A 23103-nucleotide genomic window follows, 5' to 3' on the forward strand; every position below is an offset into this window, starting at 1 on the left:
AGAATGGCCAGTCGCCAATTGCGTGTTCGCGTAGCCTCGAGCGAACCGCCTAAAAAACGGAGCACCCATGCTCTACCAATTGCATGAATTCCAGCGCGCGATGTTGAGCCCGCTGACCGCCTGGGCTCAGGCCGCGTCGAAATCGTTCGCGAATCCCGCCAGTCCGCTTGCTTATGTGCCTGGCGCGACGCGCCTCTCGGCCGGTTACGAATTGCTCTACCGGCTTGGCAAAGACTACGAAAAGCCGGAGTTCAATCTCCACCAGATCGTCAAGGACGGCCACAACATTCCGATCATCGAGCAGACGATCGTCGAAAAGCCGTTTTGCCGTCTGATGCGCTTCAAGCGTTTCGCCGACGACAGCGACGCCGTGACCCAGTTGAAGGACGAGCCGACGGTGCTGGTCTGCGCCCCGCTCTCCGGTCACCACGCCACGTTGCTGCGCGACACCGTGCGCACGCTGTTACAGGACCACAAGGTCTACCTCACCGACTGGATCGACGCGCGCATGGTGCCGCTCGAAGCCGGCGAGTTTCATCTGGACGACTACGTCGCCTATATCCAGGAATTCATCCGCCACATCGGCGCGAAAAACCTGCACGTCATTTCCGTCTGCCAGCCGACCGTGCCGGTGCTCGCCGCCATTTCGTTGATGGCGAGTCGCGGCGAAGACACGCCGCGCACCATGACCATGATGGGCGGGCCGATCGACGCACGCAAAAGCCCGACATCGGTCAATTCGCTGGCCACGCAGCATTCGTTCGAATGGTTCGAGAACAACGTGATCTTCACGGTGCCGCCGAATTATCCGGGCGTGGGCCGTAAGGTTTACCCGGGCTTTTTGCAGCACACCGGCTTCGTCGCGATGAACCCGGAACGTCACGCGGCTTCGCATTGGGACTATTACCAGAGCCTGCTGCGCGGTGACGAAGACGACGCGGAAGCTCATCGTCGTTTCTACGACGAATACAACGCCGTGCTGGACATGGACGCCGACTACTACCTGGAAACGATCCGCGTGGTGTTCCAGGAATTCTGTCTGGCCGAAGGAACGTGGGACGTGTCCGGCGAACGGGTGCGCCCGCAGGACATCACGAAGACCGCGCTGTTCACCATCGAGGGCGAACTCGACGACATTTCGGGCGACGGTCAGACGTATGCCGCGCACGATTTGTGCACGGGCATTCCGCAGAAGGACAAGCGGCACTTCACCGCGGAAGCTTGCGGTCACTACGGTATTTTCTCGGGCCGCCGCTGGCGCACGATTATTTATCCGCAGTTGCGCGACTTTATTCTCGAGCACAACAAGGCGCCGAAAGCCGCCAAGGAAAAAGTCGAAGCCTGAGCGTTTCGTCCGATGCGTTCGATGCAACGAACACGGCCTCCAGCAGGAGGCCGTTTTCTATTTGCGCATCAAATAAGCGAGCAGCAATTCCGTATTCATCTGAATCACTTCGCTGCGTTCGCTCGCGCCGTTGAAATCGCGGCCAAGGGTGGCTTCGAGCGTAAAACGGTTCGACACGATGTAGTAACCCATGCCGGACAGCGTCACGTAAAAACGCAGCGGATCGACATTGCCGCGAAACAGGCCGGCCCGTTGGCCGCGTTCGAGAATGCCGCCGAGCGTCGCGACGATCGGCGAAATCATTTCGCGGATGCGCGAGGACTTCTGCATGTAGCGCGCTTCGTGCAGATTTTCGTTATTGATGAGGCGCAGCAACTCGGGATGATCGCGGTAGTAATCCCAAACAAAATGCGCGAGACGCGTGACCGCTTCGACCGGTGCAATACCGTTCAATTCGAGCGTGCGTTCCGCTTCGTTGAGCGCGCTGAACGCGTGCTCGAGCACTGCCGTAAATAGCTGTTCCTTGCTACCGAAGTAGTAATACAGCATGCGTTCATTCGTTTCCGCGCGGCGGGCGATCTGGTCGACGCGTGCGCCGAACAACCCACCATTTGCAAACTCTTCGGCCGCCGCGAGCAGAATGCGACGCCGTGTGCCTTCAGGATCTCTTTTGATTTTCGGCTGATTCATGGTGGCATGTCTTCGTGAGCCGCGTTATCCGGATCGCGCCGCCGGCCGCTTCCTCGGGCCGTACACCGACAGCGTTGAACGGGCGCGCCATGGTTGGGGGACACCCTTCTGCGGTCTTTCGAAAAAGCGTCTCGATTATGGCACATGGATTGCCGATGGCAATTGGGGAAATCGGCGATAATGCGCCATTTAATTAAAGCTACCCGGCCGCAAGGCGAGCCCCCACGTTGTGACCGTCCCCGAGATCAGAACACTCGCAGATCGCATTGAAGATCTGCTTCCCCAAACGCAGTGCACCAAGTGCGGCTACCCCGCGTGCCGCCCGTACGCAGAGGCCGTTGCAAGCGGCGCGGCAAGCTATAACCAGTGCCCGCCGGGCGGCGCCGAGGGCGTCGCGCGCCTCGCCGCCCTGCTCGGCCAACCGGTACTGCCGCTCAATCCGGAGAACGGCGTCGAAAGGCCGCGCCCCGTGGCGGTCATCGACGAACAGGTTTGCATCGGCTGCACGCTGTGTATGCAGGCGTGTCCGGTCGACGCGATAGTTGGGGCACCGAAACAGATGCATACGGTCATCGCGGCACTGTGCACCGGCTGCGATCTTTGCGTGCCGCCCTGCCCCGTGGACTGCATCGCGCTGCCGCCCGTCACCGGTTCGGCAACCGGCTGGGACGCGTGGAGCGACGCGCAGGCGCGTGCCGCGCGCGAACGCCATGACCGCCGTGAACGTCGTCTGGAGCGCGAGCGCGAAGCCGCGCAAGCGCGTGCTGCAGCGCGGCGAGCCGGGAGCGCGGCGCAAACCGTCGCGGCGGTTGCGGGCGAGCATGGGGGCACTGCGGATTCCCAGGCTGCCCCCGGTGCGGAGGATCCCGAAGCAAAGAAGCGCGCGATTATCCAGGCTGCGCTCGAGCGCGCCCGTCAGAAGAAAGAAGAACTCGCCGCAAAGGGCCACGGTCCGAAAAACACGGAGCATGTCAGCGCCGACGTGCAGGCGCAGATCGATGCCGCCGAGGCACGGCGCCGTCGTCTGGGTCTCACCGTGGACGATGGTCCGACGCCCTCGCCTTCTTCCGGCAAGCACTGATTCATCACGGCAGCGACAGTGACAGCGACTCGCTCACGGCCAAGCCCCTACTTTCACTCCTCGACCGCATCCGCCCGCTCCGCATGAACGCGAACAAACGCCGCGCCATCTACGAAACGCTGCAGAGTCTCAATCCTCATCCGAAGACCGAACTGGAGTACACCAGTCCGTTCGAACTGCTGCTTGCCGTGCTGCTATCCGCGCAGGCCACCGACGTGTCGGTCAACAAGGCCATGCGCAAGATGTTTCCGGTTGCCAACACGCCGCAGACCGTGTTCGATCTCGGGGAAGAAGGCGTGAGCGGCTACATCAAGACCATCGGCCTGTATCGCACGAAGGCGAAGAATGTCATTGCGACCTGCCGGATTCTGCTCGATCAGTACGGCGGCGAGGTGCCCGAAGATCGCGAGGCGCTGGAAAGTCTGCCGGGCGTCGGCCGGAAAACCGCGAACGTGATTCTGAATACCGCGTTCGGCCATCCGACGATTGCGGTGGACACACATATCTTTCGGGTTGCCAATCGAACCGGACTCGCGCCGGGCAAAGACGTGCGCACGGTGGAAACCGCGCTCGAAAAATTCACGCCCGCCGAGTTCAAACAGGATGCGCACCATTGGCTGATCCTGCATGGCCGCTATGTCTGCAAGGCGCGCCGGCCGGAATGCTGGCATTGCGCGATCGAACCGCTATGCGAGTTCCGTCCGAAGACGCCGCCGCCGGATCTTTGAGCGGGCCGCGGGCATGACGTGGCGTGAACACTTCGGGTACACCCTGGGCGCGCCGGTCCTGCATCGGCAAGCGAATCGCCCCGAGCGTAAAATAGCCCGCTACCGCGCCCCACGCTTTGCACCCCCACACTCACACACAGCGATCCCACGATGTTTAATCCCAGCCGCGACGAAGTCCGCCAATTTTTCACCGATACCTGGCGCAAGCAACGTCAGGGCGAAATTCTGACGCCGCTGGAAGCCATCGCCGCCGACTGGATCGTCGAGCATCCCGAATATCACACCGACCTGAGTCACACCGAGGCCGCCCAGGCACAAGACTATTCGCCCGAGCGCGGTCAAACCAATCCGTTCCTGCATCTGTCGATGCATCTCGCCATTACCGAGCAACTGTCGATCGATCAGCCGCCCGGCATTCGCGCCGCGCATGAGCGCCTGGCGGCGCGTCTGGGTTCGACGCACGACGCGCAGCACGCAATCATGGAATGTCTCGGCGAAACCATTTGGGAAGCGCAGCGTACCGGCACGCCGCCGGATACAGAGGCTTATCTGCAACGCATAGAAAGACGCGCGACGCGCGATTAACGCGCTCGACCGCTTTGCCCGGCGCGCGACGCACATAAGAAAACACCCCGCCATGGCGGGGTGTTTTCTTTTAGCTGCAAGCTCATGAACGAAACAGCGAGACTACTTCTTCTGCACCAGATCGCCGTCCAGCGATTCGATATACGCCGCGATGTCTTTCATATCGCCCGGCGACAGGCTCTGCACCTGTGCCTGCATGATCGCGTTATTGCGGCCCAGGTGAGGATTGCCATTGCCCATCTGATACTGACGCAGCGCCCAGTACACATAGTCCGCATGCTGACCGGCCAGCTTCGGATACTCGGGGCTCACCGGCTTGTTCAGATTGACACCATGACACGCCGCGCAGTTATGACTGTCGGCCAGCACCTTGCCGTTGCCGGCATCCGCCGCATAGGCGAGGTTCGCTGCAACCAGACCGGCCATTGCCGCGGATGCGCAAGCCGCTTTGACCGCCGCGTGCATCGTCCGCATCGCACGCGCCGGGTGGCGTGCCTGTTGGGGCTTATTCATGAATTCTCCTATCCCGCGAATAGTGATAACCGTGTGACTGGAAGGATGGCCTCAGCCGATCACTTGTCGGGATTGCTTTTCGAAGAGGAATTTTGCGCTGCGTAATAGGCGGAGATGTCGGCTATGTCCTGATCGGACAAGGACACGGTGATGGCGTGCATGGTTTCGAAGTGCCGGTCGCCCTTCTTGTAGCCATGCAAGGCGTTTTCGAGGTACGCCTGATTCTGGCCGCCGAGCATCGGCACGCGGTAGACCTCAGGGTAAGCGGTGCGATATTCAGGAATGCCATGGCAACCGATACACATTGCCACTTTGCCCTGGCCCGCCTTCGCGTTGCCGACGACATCCGCTGCCTGCGCACTGGCCGCGTAACCCGTCAGCACCGACAGCGCTGCGATCACGACGTGTTTGCCAACGTATTTATTCATAGCATGTAACCTGGCATGAGGGGAAACGGGCGCCCGGATAGGCGACGGCCCGCGCCGTTCTTCTTATGGGGTAGCCACGCAGGCAAAAAAATCGGGCTAATTGTACCGCGACGCTACGGCGAACGTCCACCGGGCGAGGCCCGCGCCGCACTCGCCGCCGCACTCGCCGCCGCACTCGCCGCGCGCGGCCACAATGCATACGCCGTGGGACTTCGCGTCGCTATCCGGGTCATCCCTGACGAGCGCGTTGTCGCCTTGGATAAACAGGCGGTTGCCACCCCGCCACCCTGCGGCCCCAACCGCGACAAAGCCGCCACGACAGCGCCGTGACACCATACGCGAGCCGGTTTCGAGCCAACACCCCTTCTGACTTATACTGGGTTTTTTCCCGAAAAGAGCACCTCGCCATGCGTTTCGAAGGCTCATCGCAGTACGTCGCCACCGACGACCTCAAGCTCGCGGTCAACGCCGCGATGACGCTCAAGCGGCCATTGCTGATCAAGGGCGAGCCCGGCACCGGCAAAACCATGCTTGCCGAAGAAGTCGCCGCCGCGCTCGGCATGCCGCTCCTGCAGTGGCATATCAAGTCCACCACCAAAGCCCAGCAAGGCCTGTACGAATACGACGCGGTCTCGCGTCTGCGCGACTCGCAACTCGGCGACGAGCGCGTCAAGGACATCGGCAATTACATCGTCAAGGGCGTGCTGTGGCAGGCATTCCAGTCGGACGAGCAGGTCGTGCTGCTGATCGACGAAATCGACAAGGCCGACATCGAGTTCCCGAACGACCTGCTGCGCGAACTCGACCGCATGGAGTTCTACGTGTACGAGACGCACGAGCTGGTCCGCGCAAAACAGCGCCCGCTCGTCATTATCACGTCGAACAACGAGAAAGAGCTGCCCGACGCGTTTTTGCGCCGCTGTTTTTTCCACTACATCAAGTTTCCCGATCCGCTCACCATGCAGCAGATCGTCGAAGTCCACTACCCCGGCATCAAGAAAGAACTGCTGGCCGCGGCCATGCAGAGTTTCTTCGAACTGCGCAACGTCGCGGGACTGAAAAAGAAACCGTCGACTTCCGAACTGCTCGACTGGCTCAAGCTGCTGCTCGCCGAAGACATTCCGCCGGAAGCGCTGCGCTCGACCGACCAGAAGCAGATCATCCCGCCGCTGCACGGCGCGCTGCTCAAGAACGAACAGGACGTGAGCCTGTTCGAACGGCTGATCTTCATGAACCGCAATAACCGTTGATGCGCACATCCGCCTTCGCGGAGGACCCAGCATGCTGATCGACTTCTTCTACTCGTTGCGCGCCGCCAGACTGCCGGTGTCGGTGAAGGAATATCTGACACTGCTGGAAGCGCTCAAAGCCAACGTCATCGCGCCGTCGCTCGACGAGTTTTACTACCTCGCGCGCATCACGCTGGTGAAGGACGAGCAGTACTTCGACAAATTCGACCAGGCGTTCGGCGCGTATTTCAAGGGCGTCGCGCAGGCATCGGAGCTGGCCTTCGACATTCCGCTCGACTGGCTCAAGAAGAAACTGCAACGCGACCTGTCGCCCGAGGAAAAAGCGCAGATCGAAGCCATGGGCGGCCTCGACAAGCTGATGGAGCGTCTCAAGGAACTGTTCGACGAACAGAAAGAGCGCCACGAAGGCGGCAGCAAGTGGATCGGCACGGGCGGCACCTCGCCGTTCGGCAACGGCGGCTACAACCCGGAAGGCGTGCGGATCGGCGGCGACGCGAAGGGCAACCGCACGGCGGTGAAAGTGTGGGAAGCGCGCGCGTATCGCGACTACGACGACCAGGTCGAAATCGGCACGCGCAACATCAAGGTCGCGCTACGACGCTTGCGCCGCTTCGCGCGCGAAGGCGCAGCCGACGAACTGGATCTGCCCGACACCATCCGCAGCACCGCCGCGAACGCCGGCTGGCTCGACATCAAGATGGTGCCGGAGCGCCACAACAAAGTGAAAGTGCTGATGCTGCTCGACGTGGGCGGCTCGATGGACGACCACATCAAGCGTACCGAAGAACTGTTCTCGGCGGCGAAAGCCGAGTTCAAGCACCTCGAGTTCTATTACTTCCACAACTGCGTGTACGACTTCCTGTGGAAGAACAATCGCCGCCGCCACGCCGAGCGCATGCCGACGTGGGACGTGCTGCACAAGTTCACGCCCGACTACAAGCTGATCTTCGTCGGCGACGCGACGATGAGTCCGTACGAAGTGCTGCAACCGGGCGGCTCGGTGGAATACAACAACGCGGAAGCCGGCGCAGTCTGGCTGCGCCGTCTCGCCGACCAGTTCCCGCAACACGCCTGGCTGAACCCCGAGCCCGAAGGGCTATGGGCTTACCGGCAATCGGTCGGCGCGATCCGCGAAGTGCTGGGTCAGCGTATGTATCCGCTGACGCTGGCCGGCCTCGAAGCCGCCATGCGCATGCTCAGCAAGTAACCTCATCCGTTCCATCCTCAACGTTCCAACGATAAGAAAGTTTCTGCATGAGTCCGTCTTCTTCACCCGAGTTATCTCCGGCCGCCACCCGGCCCGGCCGCTTCAATCCGCTGGCCGACACGTCGCTGTCCGCCATCGTCGCCGGCTTCGTCGCGATGATGACCGGCTACACCAGCTCGCTCGTGCTGATGTTTCAGGCGGGTCAGGCCGCGCATTTGAGCGACGCGCAGATCTCCTCGTGGATCTGGGCGCTGTCCATCGGCATGGCGGTCTGTACCATTGGCCTGTCGCTACGTTTTCGCGCGCCGATCGTGGTCGCCTGGTCGACGCCCGGCGCTGCGCTGCTGGTGTCGTCGTTGCCGCATGTTCCGTATCCGGAAGCCATCGGCGCGTTCATCGTATGTGCGGTGTTGCTGACCGTGGTCGGCCTGACCGGCTGGTTCGACACGCTGATGAAGAAGATTCCGGCCGGCATTGCCGCCGCGCTGCTCGCGGGCATCCTGTTCGAAATCGGCATCGAGATTTTTCGCGCCGCGCAGTTCCAGACCGCGCTCGTGCTGACGATGTTCTTCACCTACCTGATCGTCAAACGCCTCGCGCCGCGCTATGCGATCGTCACCACGCTGATCGTCGGCACGGTGGCGGCCGGCGGACTCGGTCTGCTCGACTTCAGCCACTTCCACATCGCGCTCGCGCATCCGGTTTTCACGATGCCGTCCTTTAGCGTGGCGGCGGCCATCAGCATCGGCATTCCGCTGTTCGTCGTGGCCATGGCCTCGCAGAACGTGCCCGGTATTGCCGTGCTGCGCGCGGACGGTTATCGGACGCCGTCGGCGCCGCTGATTTCCACCACGGGTATCGCGTCGCTGCTGCTGGCGCCGTTCGGATCGCACGGCATCAATCTTGCTGCCATTACGGCAGCGATCTGCACTGGCCCGGAAGCGCACGAAAATCCCGCCAAACGTTACACGGCGGCGGTCTGGTGCGGCATTTTCTATCTGGTTGCAGGGACGTTCGGCGCCACCATCGCCGCGCTGTTCGCGGCGCTGCCGAAGGCGCTGGTAGTCTCGGTGGCTGCGCTGGCGCTGTTCGGCTCGATCATGAGCGGACTCGCCAACGCGATGCAGGACGTGAAGCAGCGCGAGGCGGCGCTGGTCACGTTCATGGTGACGGCCTCGGGGTTGACCTTGCTGTCGATCGGCTCGGCATTCTGGGGGCTGGTCGCGGGCGTGCTGACGCAACTGGTGCTGAACGCCGGCAGAAACCTCCGCCAGAACGCCTGAACGGATGGGCGATGCCCGCTGTCACAACCGGATCGGGCGATCCACCCTAGAATAGAGGCATCCGTCAGTCTTTCCAGCCGTATGGAAAAAAGACTGCAGCGTGACCCGCGGCCGCCGGCGCGGCTGGATTGCAGTTCGATCCTGCCGCGCGGCGGCAATCTCATTTCTCCTGAACCACGACGCGTAAGCGTCCTGAAGGCTCGAACATGACAACCGCACTCGATCAACTCAAGCAGTACACCACCGTCGTCGCCGATACCGGCGACTTCCAGCAGCTTGCGCAATACAAGCCGCAGGACGCGACCACCAATCCGTCGCTCATCCTCAAAGCGGTGCAGAAAGACGACTACCGTCCGCTGCTAGAAAAAACCGTGAAGGCGCACGCGAGCAAGCCGGTCGGCGCGATCATCGACCAGTTGCTGATTGCTTTCGGCACCGAAATTCTCAAGATCATTCCGGGCCGCGTGTCCACCGAAGTCGACGCCCGACTGTCGTTCGACACCGAAGCGTCGATCGCCAAAGGCCGCGAACTGATCGCGCTGTACAAAGACCACGGCATCGGCCGCGAACGCGTGCTGATCAAGCTGGCCTCGACGTGGGAAGGCATCCGCGCCGCCGAAGTGCTGCAGAAAGAAGGCATTCACTGCAACATGACGCTGCTGTTCTCGCTGGCGCAAGCAGCGGCTTGTGCCGAAGCCGGTGCACAACTCATCTCGCCGTTCGTCGGCCGCATCTACGACTGGTACAAGAAGAACGCCGGCAGCGCGTGGGACGAGGCCAAAGACGGCGGCGCGAACGACCCGGGCGTCAAGTCCGTGCGCCGTATTTACGCTTACTACAAGAAGTTCGGCTACAAGACCGAGGTGATGGGCGCGAGCTTCCGCACGCCGGGTCAGATTCTGGAACTGGCCGGCTGCGATCTGCTGACCATTAGCCCGGACCTGCTGCAAAAGCTGCAGGACAGCACCGACAAGATCGAACGCAAGCTGTCGCCGGATCTCGCCGATGGCGCGGATATCGAACGCGTGCCGGTCGACGAATCGACGTTCCGCTTCCTCGTCAACGACGAAGCGATGGCCACGGAGAAACTCGCCGAAGGCATCCGCGCCTTTGCCGCAGACGCCGTGAAGCTGGAAAAGCTGATCGAAGCGCTGCGCTAAGTCCCGCGCGGAGCCACCGCGCGCCGCCCACCGCCCGCCGCCAGTGCGAACCGGCGGCGCTCCGACAAGGCCCCGAGCCCGCAACGGCTCGGGGCCTTGTCATGTCGACTTCAGCAAAGTCCGCGAATGCCGCTCGATGTTCCAGTTCGGCTCGGTTTCCTGCAACAGCGCGCGCAGACGCTCCACCTGCTCGGACAATCGCTGTCCGAGCCAGTACGGTCCTTGCAGATCGGCGGGCAGGTCGCGCAACGCGTCGCCCGGATTTTGCGGCGGCGTCTGCGGTTCCAGTCGCATCAGCGGCGACGCGCCCGGAATACTGAAATGCGTCGCGTGCCCGAAGCGCAAACCGCGCGCCATCGCCAGCAGCATGCCGCGCACGGCGCGTACTTCGAAGCCGCAGCGCGCGGCATACGCGGCCCGCGCGGTCTCGTCGGCGTGCATCAGCGAGCCCGTGGCGAGCAGTTCGAGCGAACTGAGCACCGAGCGATGCAGCCGCTGGATTTCTTCCAGCCGCGACTGCGGCACGTCGATCTCTTTCGCGACCGACGGCATCAGTGAGCGCAACTGCACGAGCCGCCGGTTGATTCGCAGAAACTGCTTCACCTGCTCTTCTTCGCCGAGCGTCTCGCCCTCGATCAGATACGTGTAGATGCGCGCGCATTCGCGCAGATTCGCGGCGAGTCCATAACGCCACGAATAGGTCGCATGCAGCGGCAGCGCGAACGAGAACGCCAGCGCAATGACGATGCCGATCAGCACGTTGAGCGTGCGCCACAAGCCGGTGTCGATGAGATTGTCGCCGTGGCCCGCGACGATACACATCGTGATCGCCGTCAGCAGCCCGATATAGCCGGCCGAACCGATGGCGAACCACGCGCAGATGGACGCGACGATCGCCATCAGCACGTAGGTGAGCGGCAACGAGCCGATCAGGTTCTGCTGCAGGATCAGCAGCAGCCCGATCGTCGCGCCGAGCAGGGTCCCCGCGGCGCGCTCGGCGGCCTTCTTGCGGATATTGCCGTGATGCTGCAAGCCGCCGATCACCACCAGCAGCGTGACCGACGACCAGATGCCATGCGGAATGTCGATGCCGGTGGTCGCGAGAATCGACACCAGCATCGCGAGGCCGACGCGCAGGCTGTGCAGCACCTTGGCGTGCCGGTAGCGGTAATACGGCGAGGTGACCGCGCGGATCATCCGGCTCAGGGCCGGGCGGCGCGGGACCACGGTGCGGGAAGGACGGGAATCGGCAGAGGCCATGACGGCGCGATCACGCGTTGGAGGACGGTCTCGCTATCCTGCCCTGGACTCGTCCGGAATGACACCATGAAAAACGCCCGCCGACTTTCGTCCGCGGGCGCTGCGTTGTCAGCGGAATGACGCCGCCGCTTAACTTTCCACCACGTCCAGATAGTCTTCGGGATGAGTACGGTCCACGCCGCGCTGCATGCCGAACGCGCGCACCAGCAGACTGACCACCACCGACACCACCAGGTTGACGATCAGCGACCACACCGCCGCATAGCCTGGAATCGCCATGCCGAACAGATGGATCACGAAGATCGAACCGGCCAGCTTCAGCGAGATCGCCATCCACGTGCCGGTGGCGATGCCGACCGCCCAGCCGGCGAGCAGGCCACGGTAGTCGAGCACGCGGGTGTAGAGACCCAGCACGATCGCCGGCAACGTCTGGATGATCCAGATGCCGCCCAGCAGTTGCAACTGGATCGCGTACGTCAGCGGCAGGCCCAGAATGAACGCCACCGCGCCGACCTTGACGATCAGCGAGACGAGCTTGGCGACGTTGGTCTCCTGCTCGTTCGTCATATTGCGGTTGACGAACTCCTTGTGGATGTTGCGCGTGTACAGATTGGCCGCCGCGATCGACATGATCGCCGCCGGCACCAGCGCGCCGATCCCGATCGCCGCGAAGGCCACGCCGACGAACCACGACGGGAAGTAGTGGAGGAACAGCGCCGGTACCGCGAAGTTCGGACCGAAGGCCTTGAAGTACGGCGCGAATTCCGGCATGTCCTTCACGCCCGAGGCCAACGCCATGAAGCCGAGCAGCGCAAGCAGACCGAGCACCAGCGAGTAGGCCGGCAGCATCGCCATGTTGCGGCGGATGGTGTTGCCCGACTTCGACGACAGCACCGCGGTGATCGAATGCGGATACAGGAACAGCGCGAGCGCCGAGCCGACCGCGAGCGTCGCGTACGCGCTATAGCCATTCAGGCTCGACACGTCCGGCGCCTTGAGCAGCAGCTTGGCCGGCGGCACGATGCTGAAAATATGGCCGAAGCCGCCCAGTTGCGGCGGAATCACGATGATCGCGGCGAAGATCGTGATGTAGATCAGCACGTCCTTGACCACGGCGATCATGGCCGGTGCGCGCAGACCCGAGGTGTACGTGTACGCCGCGAGAATCGCGAAAGCGATGATGAGCGGCAGGTCGCCGACGAAGCCCGTGGTGTCGAAACCGAGCGCGCCGATCACCACTTCGATCCCGACCAGTTGTAGCGCGATATACGGCATGGTCGCCACGATACCGGTCACGGCGATCGCCAGAGCGAGCATCCGGCTGCCATAGCGCGCCGACACGAAGTCCGCCGATGTCACGTAGCCCTGACGTTTGGCGATGCTCCACAGTTTCGGGAACACCACGAACGCGAACGGGTAGATGAGGATGGTGTACGGCAGCGCGAAGAAACCGGTGGCGCCCGCACCGAACACCAGCGCCGGCACGGCGATGAAGGTGTAGGCGGTGTACAGGTCGCCGCCCAGCAGGAACCACGTGACGACGGTACCGAAGCGGCGTCCGCCCAGGCCCCACTCTTCCAGATGCGCCAGATCGCCGCGCCGCCAGTGGGCCGCGATAAAGCCGAGGATCGTCACGCCGATGAAAAACAGTACGAAGACGAAGGTTGCGGTGGCGTTCATGAGCGTGCGCCCCCTTTCGAGCGGGTCTTGGTCTTGAAGTACACGAGCGCGGTGATGACCGCGCTGATCAGCACCCAAAGGAGCTGATACCAGTAGAAAAACGGAAAGTCGAACAGCTGCGGTTCGATCTTGTTGTAGGACGGCACCCAGATCATCGCGATCCAGGGCAATAGCAGCAACCAGAGCCAGTGCTTGCTGGCCTTGTTCGCGTCGGCGTCGTGAGCCATGACGTCTCCTCTTCCCTTTTATTGAATTGTTGGCCCGTGTGTGCACGGGTGGTGGGTCCCCAGCGGAGCGCCGCCCCGCGCATGGCAGGGCTGCTCCGAAAGCTGGGAAAGAGTATAGGAGCGGCGAACTCGCGGTCAAGACGGGGTGACCCGAGGCCCGGCGGTGCTTTGAGGGGATTTCGCGGAGACAGACGGGCACGGCGGCGGGGAGGGACGCCGGGTGGCTGCGAGGTGGTGCGACGTAGGTAAAGATGGTGCTGTCGCGCGCGCACAACGGCACGGCGCGGCGCTCACCCGGCTTCGGTTGGCCGGGTGGCGGGTCGATCAGATTGGGACGCTCAGATTGGGACGCTCAGATGGAGAACGTCTCGCCGGTTTGACCGGTCGATTCCTGCAGGCCTTTGATCCACTGCCGCGCGGGCAGGCCGAGCTTCGACTCGATCACCTTCGCGCGGGCTTGCAGCGCCTTGAACGGAATCTCGAGCGCCGGACCGGAGAACGCGATGGCGATACGGTTGCCGTCGTGCACTTCCGGCAGCGCGAACACCCGACCGTCGAACGCTTCGTTCAGGCGCTTCATGTTGCGCACGAAGCTCGGGTGATCGCCGAACAGGTTTACCGTCACGACGCCGGCTTCGGTCAGGCACGCCCGCACCGCGCGATAGAAACCCACGCTGTCGAGCACCGGTCCGCGCGCGGTAGCGTCGTACACGTCGATCTGCAATGCGCCGATGGTGCCGTGATTCGCGCGGTCGTTGACGAAGTCCCACGCGTCCATCTCATGCACGGTGAGGCGTGCGTCGTCGCGCGACAGTTCGAACATCGTGCGCGCGGCCACGACGACCGCGGGATTCACTTCGACCGCTTCGACCTGCGCACGCTTGAGGTAACGATGCGCGAACTTGGTCAGCGCGGCCGCGCCCAGACCGAGCTGGACGATGCGCCTGGGCGTTTCGATGAACAGCAGCCAGGCCATCATCTGCTGCGCGTATTCGAGTTCGATGTGATCGGGCTTGCGCAGACGCATGGCGCCTTGCACCCATTCCGTGCCGAAATGCAGGAAGCGCACACCGCCCTCTTCCGAAAACGTGACGGGAGCGAAACGCGGTTTGCGCGGCGTTTCGATTTGCGGCGCGTCGTGCAGATCGTCGTCGTCCCGCTCGCGTTTCTGTTTCTTGTTGCGGCCCGTTTGTTCCGCGCGTTGTTTGCCGCCGGCGACGTCGGCGTTTTTATTGCGGAAAGCGCGCGCTTCGGCCGAAGCCCGCTTGATCAGTTTCGTCATGTCAGGAGGTCGCGCCAGAGACGCAATTTTTGGTCGAACGAGAGCATAGCATTCGCCGGACTGGACGACGGCAGCACGAGCGTCGCATAGCCGGCGGCGCGATACATGTCTTATGATCGCGCCTGACCTTTGCCATTCACAGGGGAGCGCTATGCGCATAGTCTGCTTTGCCAAAGCCGAAAATAATCTGGAGGCTCTCATCGAGCAGGCCGTCGACGATGCCAATGTCACGCTCATCACACGAAGCGACGCGCCAAACGCCGTCCTGATGTCTCAAGATCACTACGAAAGATTGATCGAAGCTATCCAGGTGCTTCACTCACCGCCAATCGTCGCCCACCCGTAACGATCGCCCAACTTCGCCGGGGTCAAATCCCGTTGATGAATGGCAACGGCCCACGCTAATCAAACAACGTCTGCCAGACCGCCAGTTTTTGGTCGAACGAGAGCATAGCATTCGCCGGACTGGACGACGGCAGCACGAGCGTCGCATAGCCGGCGGCGCCGATCACCGGGGCGAAGCGCCCCGCCGTCTTGCCGTTGAAACAGACTTTTCTGAGCAGCGGCGCATGCTCGCGCAGCGACGCGAAATCGTTCGGCTGCGCATGCCGGATCGCCGAATCGAGGCTGCCTTCGCGCTGACACGCATCGAGTACGTCCCACACACCCACGCCATGAGCAAGCACACGCTCGAGTCGCGCGTCGTAAGGCAACTCGTGCAACGACGCCTCGCCGAGCACGGCGCCCAGAAGCCGCCAGAACTGGTTACGCGGATGCGCGTAATACTGCGTCGCGGCCAGCGACGCTTCGCCGGGAAAACTGCCCAATATCAGCGTGTGGGTGTTCGCGGCGGTTACGGGAGGAAAGCCTTGCAGCATCAACGGCTCCGTTCGTCGGACGTGCACGCCCACAACGCGGGCAGCATGCACTCGGTGACCATCAGCGGCGCGCCATGGCGCTCGAACACCGAGCGACGCGCGACCAGTGCATGAGGCGCGGCGTGACTATCTTTCTGCACGGGTGACTCGCTGCGCCGCGCAGGCGCGGCGATCTCGCGCACAGCCAACCGGTACATCGGATGACGCGCGGTCAACCTGCGGCTGACCAGCGCCGAACGCGCGACGCTGCGATCGCTATACAGCAGTTCAGCCAGCGGCCGCGTGCGCAGATCTCGGGTAGCCTGCCAGACGCCGACGCTCGCGGCGAGCGGCGCGACGCTATGCGCGGCAACGAACGGCACACCCTCCACCGATAACACCACTTCCCGCACCCACACCGGCGCACGCGAAGCGAGCGCGAGCGCGGCGCGTTCGTCAGCCCACGGCAACGCGACGCCTTCACGCGTCACGCGCACCGTGACCTCGCCGAGCGCACGCAGATGCGCGGTCAGCGAACCTTCACGAGTGAGCCAGTCTTTCTGGACAGCGCCAAGGCCAGGCGCGGGTGCGACGCGCCAATGAGCGTCGGCGGCAGTGAAACGTAGGGACATGGTGTCGGATTATAACGGCGCGGCTATCGGCACATCGGCAAGCTCGCAGCCCTTCTCCGACAAGCTGCGACGCACATTCCGACGCACCGGGTTAAGAACCACGCGACGTGATTCGAATTCGGATAGTTCCGATATTCCCAAACCCACGGCCCACGATAAAACCTTCGTGCTCGACGCGATCGACGGCGCGGCTGTCATCCACGAGCACTCCCGATAACGCACCAGACAATCGTAGAAAGAAGGAGATAAAACACGATGAAAACAACATTGAGAGCCACGGTTTGCGCCCTTGCGGTCCTGTTCGTCACCGGTTGCGCCAGCCCGCTGAATCGCGACAAGGAAACACGTTTGAACAAGGCAGTCGGCATCGAAGTGGCGCCGGTTGCGGGCGGCGTCGCCGTCAAACTGCCGGAGACGGCGTTGTTCGATTTCGGCAAATCGGAAGTGCGCGCCGATGCTTCCGCCGTGGTCGACCGCTCGGCCGTCCTGCTGAAGCGAAGCAGCAAGCCGATCCTCGTCGAAGGCTACACCGACAACGTCGGCACCCTCGAGTACAACCAGCAGCTATCCGAAGATCGTGCGACCGCGGTCGGCTATGCGCTGGTCGCGCGTGGCATCCCGATCGGTCGCATTCGCACCAAAGGCAATGCGTACAACGATCCGGTCGCCAGCAACGATACGCCCGAAGGACGCGCGCTGAACCGTCGCACGGAAATCACCGTGCGCGGGGAGACGATGGAGACGTTGATGGGCAAGCCTTGAGTTCGACACGCTCGCGCAACGCACGCGCCACGTCGTCCAGCACCGGCTGCCAACAGCCGAGTTCGCGCTGCCTGAAAAGGCGTAGCGACGGATACCACGGGCTATCGTCCCGGCCGGTCATCCAGCGCCAGTCGGTGAAGGTGGGCACCAGCAGCCAGACCGGCGTGCCACACGCGCCGGCCAGGTGAGCCACGGCGGAATCGACGGTGATCACCAGATCGAGCGACTGGACGATCGCCAGCGTATCGGCGAAGCCGTCGATTTCCGCCCCCAGCCTATGAAGACCGGGCCGAACGGACCATGCATCCGCCTGATCTTGCGCGGCGCCCTTCTGCAGTGAGAACCACGTGACGTCCGGCTGCTCCAGAAGTGATCGCCATTGTTGCAATGGAATCGAGCGGTAGCGGTCCAGTTCATAAGCGGGATTGCCTGCCCAGACAATGCCCACGCGCAGTCCTGGCGCGTTCGGCGATAGCGATGGCGATGCGCCGGCCGCGATTTCGTTAAGACGACTTTCCCAGCGGGCCGCGTTCGCGGCGTCGGCGACAAGGTAGGACCTGGCGAGCGGCAGCATCGGCTCGCTCAGTTGCATGTGCATCGGCATTCGCAGCATGCGGCACCAGTAGTCGTACGGCCCGGGCGGCGCACTGCTCCATGCCGTATGCACGCCGGCCGCATCGGCGGCTATTTCGCGCAACGGATCTTCCACCCAGACATCGACGATAGCGCCCTGACGATGCAACCAGTCGGCCATACATAAGAACTGGATCTGATCGCCCAGCCCCTGTTCGCCGATCAGAAGGAATCGGCAGCCGGCCAGCGCTTCACCGCGCCACTCGGGGAAATCCGGGCGCACCAGATCGGCGTTTTCCGGCAGCGCCTCGTGCCATGCATAGCGCCGCCAGCCGTCTGTGAAATCGCCGTCGCGAAGTTGCGCCGCGGCGAAATTGAATTGCATCAGCGCGTGTTCGGGCAGCAGACGCGCTGCCTCGCCGGCATGCTGCCGCATCGCCGAGGAGTCGCCCAGCATGTTGAACGCGAACGACGCGTTGTGATGCAGCAGCGCGTCGTGCGGATCGATGGCGAGACCTTGCGCTGCAACGCTGGCGGCATCGCGGAAGCGGGCCACGCCGTTCAGCGCGAAGGCGAGTTGCAGGAGCGCGGACGGGTCGGCGGCGAAGTCCTTGCGGAGCTGGGCCAGCACGCTTTGTAGTTCTGCGTCGCGCTGCGTTTTCGCGAGTGCGGAGAACAGTTCTGGCAGGTCGGCGCGATCGGTACGATCCACGGTCCACGCGCGCAGCCAGTAGTCCGCGGCGTCATCCCGCGCCGCCTGTTCCGTGCTGATTCGCGCGAGCGCACGCAGCGCATGACGCAGCGACGGATCAAAGTCGAGTGCGAGCCGATAATGCGTGCGCGCTTCGTCCACGCGCGCCGACAGCTTCAACGAATCGGCGAGGTTTCGATGCTGGCTCGCCGTGCCTCCGCTCAACGACAACGCACGCTGATAGAACGCCTCGGCCGCGACGTGATCGCCGCCCAACGCCGCGATCAAACCACGATGCTCCCACCATTGCGCTCGATGCGGCGCGAGATGCAAGGCCCGATCGAGATAGCCGCACGCGAGGTCGATCCGGTCCGCGCGAAAAGCCGCAAGACCAACACAATGAAGCAGATCGGCACTAGCGGGCTCGAGTTCGACCGCGCGCTGGTAGGCCTGCAGCGCTTGAAGATGCTGGCCGGCCGCAGCGCTGGCATCGGCCTGCGCGATCAGCGCGGCTGCATCGAGATGCTGCTGTGCCGATGGCAAAGGATCAGGCAGGGACAGTGCGCTTTGCTCGTTCATCGGCTCAGGCCATCCCGTCCGGACGGTGCACATCGGCTTTGCCCGCATGCCCGGTGCGGTCGAAAGCCAACTGCCCGATATGCAGCGCGACCCGGTCCACGACCGGCGCCCAGTCGCCCGGCCGCGGCTGCCGGAACAACCGCACCGAGTCGTACCAGCTTTGTTTCTCCACGTTGCCCCACGACCAGTGCGAGACATGATCGAGCATCGCGAACACCGGCCGGCCCAACGCGCCGCCGAGATGCAAGGGCGCGCTGTCGATGGTCACGAGTGCGTCGAGCACGGTGAGATGCGCGGCGACGTCGTCGAATCCGTCGAGATAGCCGTCGCTCAGATCGCACACGCGCGCGCCCTGCTCGGCCAGTGCGGCAACATCGGCGTGAAGGCCGGGCGTGAGCGGATGAAACACGACGCCCGGCAGCTTCCACAACGGCGAAAGCGCCGTCAGTGGAATCGACCGTTTCGCGTCGCGCCGATGTGTCGGACTGCCGCGCCACACGAGGCCGACATTGAGCCGCGCGTCGGGCGCGCTGCCCAGGATCCGCTCGCGCCATGCCGACACTCTCGTCGCATCGGCCCGTAGATAAGGCGTGCCGCATACCTGGTGCGGCTGAAAGCCCAGCATTAGCGGCAGGCTCATCATCGGCAAGATGAAGTCGGGCGGTTCGAGCGGGCCGTCTTCTATCGAGACGCAATCGTCGTAAAGACGCGCGAGCAACGGCAACAACGTGCGACGCACGGCGAGCACCAGCCGGCCGCCTTCGACGCGCACCCGCTCGGCCAACTGCGCGACGAACCGGACCATCTGGATATCGTCGCCATTGCCCTGCTCGCTGTGCACGACCAGGGTCTTGCCGGCGAGCGGTTCGCCTTGCCAGCGCGGCGCCAGTCGCGCCATCAGGCTGACTATGTTGTTCGGCTCGCGGTCCATCCGCGCGAGGCGCGCCTCGAAGCGCGGCCAGCCGCTCGACCACGCCCCGCGACGCAATTCCAGATCCGCCAGATCGACCGCCGCCTGCACGCTGGCTGGATCGACATTCAACGCTGCGCGCAGCACCACTTCGCTTTCTTCGTAACGCGCCTGCTCGTTGAGATACATGCCGATCGCGGCGAGCACCTCCGCCTGGCGCGGCGCGGCGGCATCCACGGCGCGCATGGTGGCCTCGGCGGCACGCGCGTCGTTGCACTGCCATTGCGCATGACTGAGTTGCCAGGCCATCTCGGCATCCGTCGGGTCCAGCGCGAGGCGGGCGCGGCATACGCGCTCGAGCAGCGGCCAATCGCGACGTTCACGCAGCGCCAGCACGAGTTGCAACGGCAACGCGGGATCGAGCATAGGGTCGAGCGCATACGCTCTCAGCAACGCTTCGTGACGTTCCGCGCGAGCGCTTTCGGTGGGCGTGCCGGCGAGCGCGATGGCCAGCCACCACGGAGCGCGCGCGTCCCGCGGCACGGCGCGTTCGTAGGCGCGCAGCAGGTGCGCCGCGGCCGTGTGCGCGCCGCAACGATCGATTAACCAGACGATCCAGTCGAGCGTCGCGGCAAACGGCTGCGCGGTCACGGCCAGCTCGCTGTGGCGTTGCGCGCCGGCGGCGTCGCCCAGCCCATCGGCAAATAGCGCGAGCCGTGCATGACGCAGGCCGTTCGCAACCGCGGGAGCCTGCGACGCGCTGTGATACGCCGCTTCGAAATGGCCCGCGCTCGCCAGCAGGTCGGCATGCAGTTGCGCAGTGACGCCGCTTGCGGCGAGTTGGCTCGCGTGCTGCACGGCGGCGTCCAGACCCTGAGCGCGCAGGATCGACCATAAGAGATGCACGGGATCGGCGGGCTGCGCCGGAACGGAAACGGACATGAGAAAACTGAGGAGTTGTCGCAACGGGAGCGCGCAATCTTAAGGGCTGTTCCGAAGTTCGCGTCTCATAAACCAATCTCAATTTAAGGTCGTTGATTAGTTTTAATCAGTTAACCATAATGATTTTTCCGTTCGAAAAACCAACCGCAGGGAGTACACGTGAACACCACTAATCACAAGGAAACGTCGGACCGCATCGCTCATCTGGCCGCTGTCGTTTTGCGACGTCCGGGAGCTTCGCATCTGGAGAAAGAACTGGCCGGCTCCGCGCTCGCGCAGCATCACACGCACAAAGAAACCAGCACGGCTATCGGCAGTCTGGCCGCCAAGGTGTTGAGCGACCACGAGTCCACTTACGAAGCCAAAGAACTGGCCGGTTGCGTGCTCTCGCAAGTGCGTCATCTGCACGGCGTGGTATCGGATTATCAAAGCTGACGCCGATACAAAAAAAGCGCTGCCGAAGCAGCGCTTTTTCAACGACGGGCGTCGCGAAGACGCCCATCCCACTTCACTCAACCAGCCCGCGCCAACAGCAACGCGTTGGTGCGTTTCACGAAGCTCGCCGGGTCTTCCAGTGCGCCGCCTTCGGCCAGCAATGCCTGATCGAACAGCAGGTGGCACCAGTCGTCGAAATTCGCGCTGTCCGCATGCAAGCCCTTCACCAGCGCGTGTTCCGGATTAACTTCCAGAATCGGATGAACCGCCGGCGCGTCCTGTCCCGCTGCCTTCAACATGCGCTGCAGGTAGCCGCTCATTTCGCCGTCGTCCGCGACGAGGCACGAAGGCGAATCGGTCAGGCGGAACGTCAGACGCACGTCCTTCGCCTTGTCCTTCAACGACTCCTTCATCTTCTCGACCAGCGGCTTGAACTCTTCGCCGACTTTTTCCTGCGCCTGTTTCTCTTCATCGTTCAGCGCGCCCAGATCGAGGTCGCCGCGCGCCACGCTCTGCAGCGGCTTGCCATCGAATTCGTTCAGGAACGACAGCATCCACTCGTCCACGCGATCGGTCAGCAACAGCACTTCGACGCCCTTCTTGCGGAACACTTCGAGGTGCGGGCTGTGGGTGGCGGCTTGCCACGCGTCGGCGGTCACGTAGTAGATCTTGGTCTGCTCGGGCTTCATGCGCGCGACGTAGTCGGCGAGCGACACGGTCTGCTCGGGCGACTCGGTATGCGTCGATGCAAAACGCACCAGCTTCGCAATCCGGTCGCGGTTGGCGAAGTCTTCGCCGATGCCTTCCTTCAGCACCTGACCGAACTCCTTCCAGAAACCGGCGTACTTTTCGCGGTCCGCTTCGTTCTCCGAGTTGGCCAGTTCTTCGAGCATCGACAGCGAGCGCTTGGTCACGCCCTCGCGGATCGCCTTCACATCGCGGCTTTCCTGCAGGATTTCGCGCGACACGTTCAGCGGCAGATCGGCCGAATCGACCACGCCCTTCACGAAACGCAGATACGCCGGCAACAGTTGCTCGGCATCGTCCATGATGAACACGCGCTTCACGTACAGCTTCAGTCCACCCCGATGATCGCGGTTGAACATGTCGAACGGCGCGTGGGTCGGCACGTACAGCAACTGCGTGTATTCGCTGCGGCCTTCGACGCGGTTATGCGTCCAGGTCAGCGGATCCTGGTGATCGTGCGCGAGATGCTGATAGAACTGCTTGTACTGTTCTTCGGTGATGTCGTTCTTCGAACGGGTCCACAGCGCACTCGCCTGGTTGACGGTCTCGTCCTCGTCCTTCGTGACCATCTCGCTCTTTTCCGCATCCCATTCTTCCTTGGCCATCAGGATGGGCAGCGCGACGTGGTCCGAGTACTTCTGGATGATCGACTTCAGGCGGTGCGACGACAGCAGTTCGTCTTCGTCGGCACGCAGATGCAGCGTGATGGTCGTGCCGCGTGCCGCGCGTTCAATCTGCTCGACGGCGAAGTCACCCTCGCCCGCGCTTTCCCAGCGCACGCCTTCCGAAGCGGGCAAGCCCGCGCGGCGCGATTCGACCGTGATGCGCTCGGCGACGATGAAGCCCGAGTAAAAGCCCACGCCGAACTGGCCGATCAGCGCCGCGTCTTTCTGCTGGTCGCCGGAGAGCTTGCCGAAGAATTCCTTGGTGCCCGAGCGCGCGATCGTGCCGAGGTTGGCGATCGCCTCGTCGCGGCTCATGCCGATGCCGTTGTCTTCGAGCGTGATGGTGCGCGCGGCCTTGTCGTACGACACGCGAATCCGCAGATTCGGATCGTTTTCGTACAGCGCGCTGTTCTCGATGGCTTCGAAGCGCAGCTTGTCGGACGCGTCGGACGCGTTCGAAATCAGCTCGCGCAGAAAAATTTCCTTGTTGCTGTACAGCGAATGAATCATCAGGTGCAGAAGCTGTTTCACTTCTGCCTGAAAGCTCATGGTTTCTTGTGCCATGGTCGGACTTCCTCTTCGTTGCGAATG

Annotated in this window: 22 protein-coding genes and 2 pseudogenes; 11 read left to right on the plus strand and 13 right to left on the minus strand. The window is 63.1% G+C overall.

The window, feature by feature from the left end; translation table 11 throughout:
* Positions 1-67: 67 nt before the first annotated feature.
* Positions 68-1345 carry a polyhydroxyalkanoate depolymerase gene (locus FQ746_RS07980; RefSeq protein WP_144108397.1) on the plus strand — a complete coding sequence of 426 codons (1278 nt, stop codon included), beginning with the start codon at positions 68-70 and terminating at the stop codon, positions 1343-1345.
* 57 nt (positions 1346-1402) lie between these two features.
* On the opposite strand, the gene FQ746_RS07985 is transcribed toward FQ746_RS07980, so the two are convergent.
* Entirely contained in the window at positions 1403-2035 is a 633-nt protein-coding gene (locus FQ746_RS07985; RefSeq protein WP_144108398.1) for a TetR/AcrR family transcriptional regulator, read from the minus strand.
* 229 nt (positions 2036-2264) lie between these two features.
* On the opposite strand from FQ746_RS07985, the gene rsxB reads away from it, so the two are divergent.
* The 3 genes from rsxB to FQ746_RS08000 all read left to right on the plus strand — a co-directional run bounded on the left by rsxB (position 2265) and on the right by FQ746_RS08000 (position 4429).
* Positions 2265-3116 carry an electron transport complex subunit RsxB gene (gene rsxB, locus FQ746_RS07990; protein ID WP_144108399.1) on the plus strand — a complete coding sequence of 284 codons (852 nt, stop codon included), beginning with the start codon at positions 2265-2267 and terminating at the stop codon, positions 3114-3116.
* Positions 3117-3199: 83 nt separating this feature from the next.
* Positions 3200-3844: an endonuclease III gene (gene nth, locus FQ746_RS07995; RefSeq protein WP_144108400.1), complete on the plus strand. Its 645-nt coding sequence runs from the start codon at positions 3200-3202 to the stop codon at positions 3842-3844.
* 150 nt (positions 3845-3994) lie between these two features.
* Entirely contained in the window at positions 3995-4429 is a 435-nt protein-coding gene (locus FQ746_RS08000) for a DUF1841 family protein (protein ID WP_144108401.1), read from the plus strand.
* A 102-nt stretch (positions 4430-4531) separates the two neighbouring features.
* Here the strand turns inward: FQ746_RS08000 and FQ746_RS08005 are convergent, their stop codons facing one another.
* Both FQ746_RS08005 and FQ746_RS08010 read right to left on the minus strand, forming a co-directional pair.
* Positions 4532-4942, minus strand: coding sequence for a c-type cytochrome (locus tag FQ746_RS08005; protein ID WP_144108402.1), 411 nt, complete (start codon positions 4940-4942; stop codon positions 4532-4534).
* 59 nt (positions 4943-5001) lie between these two features.
* Positions 5002-5370 carry a c-type cytochrome gene (locus FQ746_RS08010; RefSeq protein ID WP_144108403.1) on the minus strand — a complete coding sequence of 123 codons (369 nt, stop codon included), beginning with the start codon at positions 5368-5370 and terminating at the stop codon, positions 5002-5004.
* 407 nt (positions 5371-5777) lie between these two features.
* Here FQ746_RS08010 and FQ746_RS08015 point away from each other — a divergent pair, with 407 nt between their 5' ends.
* The 4 genes from FQ746_RS08015 to tal all read left to right on the plus strand — a co-directional run bounded on the left by FQ746_RS08015 (position 5778) and on the right by tal (position 10270).
* Positions 5778-6620, plus strand: coding sequence for an AAA family ATPase (locus FQ746_RS08015; RefSeq protein ID WP_144108404.1), 843 nt, complete (start codon positions 5778-5780; stop codon positions 6618-6620).
* Positions 6621-6651: 31 nt separating this feature from the next.
* Entirely contained in the window at positions 6652-7827 is a 1176-nt protein-coding gene (locus FQ746_RS08020; RefSeq protein ID WP_144108405.1) for a vWA domain-containing protein, read from the plus strand.
* Positions 7828-7874: 47 nt separating this feature from the next.
* The gene (locus FQ746_RS08025) at positions 7875-9110 is read left to right on the plus strand and encodes a benzoate/H(+) symporter BenE family transporter (protein ID WP_144108406.1); all 1236 of its coding nucleotides are present in this window, start codon (positions 7875-7877) and stop codon (positions 9108-9110) included.
* A gap of 206 nt (positions 9111-9316) precedes the next feature.
* Positions 9317-10270 (plus strand): transaldolase, encoded by a 954-nt coding sequence (gene tal, locus FQ746_RS08030; protein WP_144108407.1) that lies wholly within the window; start codon positions 9317-9319, stop codon positions 10268-10270.
* Positions 10271-10369: 99 nt separating this feature from the next.
* On the opposite strand, the gene FQ746_RS08035 is transcribed toward tal, so the two are convergent.
* From FQ746_RS08035 to FQ746_RS35125, 5 genes and pseudogenes are all read right to left on the minus strand, one after another.
* A complete protein-coding gene (locus FQ746_RS08035; protein WP_144108408.1) occupies positions 10370-11530 on the minus strand; it encodes an FUSC family protein in 1161 nt (386 codons plus the stop codon).
* 129 nt (positions 11531-11659) lie between these two features.
* Complete coding sequence (gene mctP / locus FQ746_RS08040; RefSeq protein WP_144108409.1) at positions 11660-13210, minus strand: monocarboxylate uptake permease MctP; 1551 nt, start codon at positions 13208-13210, stop codon at positions 11660-11662.
* Positions 13207-13437: a DUF3311 domain-containing protein gene (locus FQ746_RS08045; protein ID WP_144108410.1), complete on the minus strand. Its 231-nt coding sequence runs from the start codon at positions 13435-13437 to the stop codon at positions 13207-13209. Before FQ746_RS08045 ends, mctP begins: the two co-directional genes overlap by 4 nt.
* A gap of 352 nt (positions 13438-13789) precedes the next feature.
* Positions 13790-14719 (minus strand): spermidine synthase, encoded by a 930-nt coding sequence (locus tag FQ746_RS08050; RefSeq protein ID WP_144108411.1) that lies wholly within the window; start codon positions 14717-14719, stop codon positions 13790-13792.
* Positions 14716-14817 (minus strand): annotated as a pseudogene (locus tag FQ746_RS35125) (DNA-deoxyinosine glycosylase); the annotation flags it as partial. The gene FQ746_RS08050 and the pseudogene FQ746_RS35125, both read right to left, overlap by 4 nt.
* A 14-nt stretch (positions 14818-14831) precedes the next feature.
* On the opposite strand from FQ746_RS35125, the gene FQ746_RS08060 reads away from it, so the two are divergent.
* Entirely contained in the window at positions 14832-15065 is a 234-nt protein-coding gene (locus FQ746_RS08060; protein WP_260853934.1) for a type II toxin-antitoxin system Phd/YefM family antitoxin, read from the plus strand.
* 55 nt (positions 15066-15120) lie between these two features.
* Here FQ746_RS08060 and FQ746_RS08065 read toward each other — a convergent pair whose 3' ends face one another.
* Together FQ746_RS08065 and FQ746_RS08070 are read right to left on the minus strand one after the other, a co-directional pair.
* A complete protein-coding gene (locus FQ746_RS08065) occupies positions 15121-15597 on the minus strand; it encodes a DNA-deoxyinosine glycosylase (RefSeq protein WP_144108412.1) in 477 nt (158 codons plus the stop codon).
* A 29-nt stretch (positions 15598-15626) separates the two neighbouring features.
* Positions 15627-16208, minus strand: a pseudogene (locus FQ746_RS08070) (chorismate--pyruvate lyase family protein); the annotation flags it as partial.
* Between the two features lie 255 nt (positions 16209-16463).
* Here FQ746_RS08070 and FQ746_RS08075 point away from each other — a divergent pair.
* On the plus strand, positions 16464-16970 hold the full coding sequence (locus FQ746_RS08075; RefSeq protein ID WP_144108414.1) for an OmpA family protein: 507 nt from the start codon (positions 16464-16466) through the stop codon (positions 16968-16970).
* On the opposite strand, the gene FQ746_RS08080 is transcribed toward FQ746_RS08075, so the two are convergent.
* Both FQ746_RS08080 and FQ746_RS08085 read right to left on the minus strand, forming a co-directional pair.
* The gene (locus tag FQ746_RS08080) at positions 16924-18813 is read right to left on the minus strand and encodes a hypothetical protein (protein ID WP_260853935.1); all 1890 of its coding nucleotides are present in this window, start codon (positions 18811-18813) and stop codon (positions 16924-16926) included. The genes FQ746_RS08075 and FQ746_RS08080 overlap by 47 nt on opposite strands.
* A gap of 4 nt (positions 18814-18817) precedes the next feature.
* On the minus strand, positions 18818-20665 hold the full coding sequence (locus FQ746_RS08085; protein WP_260853936.1) for a hypothetical protein: 1848 nt from the start codon (positions 20663-20665) through the stop codon (positions 18818-18820).
* Between the two features lie 159 nt (positions 20666-20824).
* Between FQ746_RS08085 and FQ746_RS08090 the strand changes: the two genes are divergently transcribed.
* Complete coding sequence (locus FQ746_RS08090; protein ID WP_144108415.1) at positions 20825-21100, plus strand: hypothetical protein; 276 nt, start codon at positions 20825-20827, stop codon at positions 21098-21100.
* Positions 21101-21177: 77 nt separating this feature from the next.
* Here FQ746_RS08090 and htpG read toward each other — a convergent pair whose 3' ends face one another.
* Entirely contained in the window at positions 21178-23076 is a 1899-nt protein-coding gene (gene htpG, locus FQ746_RS08095; protein ID WP_144108416.1) for a molecular chaperone HtpG, read from the minus strand.
* Positions 23077-23103: the final 27 nt, after the last annotated feature.

This window comes from Paraburkholderia sp. BCC1886 (genome assembly GCF_900996245.1).
Lineage (GTDB): Bacteria > Pseudomonadota > Gammaproteobacteria > Burkholderiales > Burkholderiaceae > Paraburkholderia.

Bases quoted from the DNA above. Each gene is read 5' to 3' on its own strand.
- FQ746_RS07980 (WP_144108397.1), top strand. From the start codon at position 68: ATGCTCTACCAATTGCATGAATTCCAGCGCGCGATGTTGAGCCCGCTG.
- FQ746_RS07985 (WP_144108398.1), bottom strand. From the start codon at position 2,035: ATGAATCAGCCGAAAATCAAAAGAGATCCTGAAGGCACACGGCGTCGC.
- nth (WP_144108400.1), top strand. From the start codon at position 3,200: ATGAACGCGAACAAACGCCGCGCCATCTACGAAACGCTGCAGAGTCTC.
- FQ746_RS08000 (WP_144108401.1), top strand. From the start codon at position 3,995: ATGTTTAATCCCAGCCGCGACGAAGTCCGCCAATTTTTCACCGATACC.
- FQ746_RS08005 (WP_144108402.1), bottom strand. From the start codon at position 4,942: ATGAATAAGCCCCAACAGGCACGCCACCCGGCGCGTGCGATGCGGACG.
- FQ746_RS08010 (WP_144108403.1), bottom strand. From the start codon at position 5,370: ATGAATAAATACGTTGGCAAACACGTCGTGATCGCAGCGCTGTCGGTG.
- FQ746_RS08015 (WP_144108404.1), top strand. From the start codon at position 5,778: ATGCGTTTCGAAGGCTCATCGCAGTACGTCGCCACCGACGACCTCAAG.
- FQ746_RS08020 (WP_144108405.1), top strand. From the start codon at position 6,652: ATGCTGATCGACTTCTTCTACTCGTTGCGCGCCGCCAGACTGCCGGTG.
- FQ746_RS08025 (WP_144108406.1), top strand. From the start codon at position 7,875: ATGAGTCCGTCTTCTTCACCCGAGTTATCTCCGGCCGCCACCCGGCCC.
- tal (WP_144108407.1), top strand. From the start codon at position 9,317: ATGACAACCGCACTCGATCAACTCAAGCAGTACACCACCGTCGTCGCC.
- FQ746_RS08035 (WP_144108408.1), bottom strand. From the start codon at position 11,530: ATGGCCTCTGCCGATTCCCGTCCTTCCCGCACCGTGGTCCCGCGCCGC.
- mctP (WP_144108409.1), bottom strand. From the start codon at position 13,210: ATGAACGCCACCGCAACCTTCGTCTTCGTACTGTTTTTCATCGGCGTG.
- FQ746_RS08045 (WP_144108410.1), bottom strand. From the start codon at position 13,437: ATGGCTCACGACGCCGACGCGAACAAGGCCAGCAAGCACTGGCTCTGG.
- FQ746_RS08050 (WP_144108411.1), bottom strand. From the start codon at position 14,719: ATGACGAAACTGATCAAGCGGGCTTCGGCCGAAGCGCGCGCTTTCCGC.
- FQ746_RS08060 (WP_260853934.1), top strand. From the start codon at position 14,832: ATGATCGCGCCTGACCTTTGCCATTCACAGGGGAGCGCTATGCGCATA.
- FQ746_RS08065 (WP_144108412.1), bottom strand. From the start codon at position 15,597: ATGCTGCAAGGCTTTCCTCCCGTAACCGCCGCGAACACCCACACGCTG.
- FQ746_RS08075 (WP_144108414.1), top strand. From the start codon at position 16,464: ATGAAAACAACATTGAGAGCCACGGTTTGCGCCCTTGCGGTCCTGTTC.
- FQ746_RS08080 (WP_260853935.1), bottom strand. From the start codon at position 18,813: ATGAACGAGCAAAGCGCACTGTCCCTGCCTGATCCTTTGCCATCGGCA.
- FQ746_RS08085 (WP_260853936.1), bottom strand. From the start codon at position 20,665: ATGTCCGTTTCCGTTCCGGCGCAGCCCGCCGATCCCGTGCATCTCTTA.
- htpG (WP_144108416.1), bottom strand. From the start codon at position 23,076: ATGGCACAAGAAACCATGAGCTTTCAGGCAGAAGTGAAACAGCTTCTG.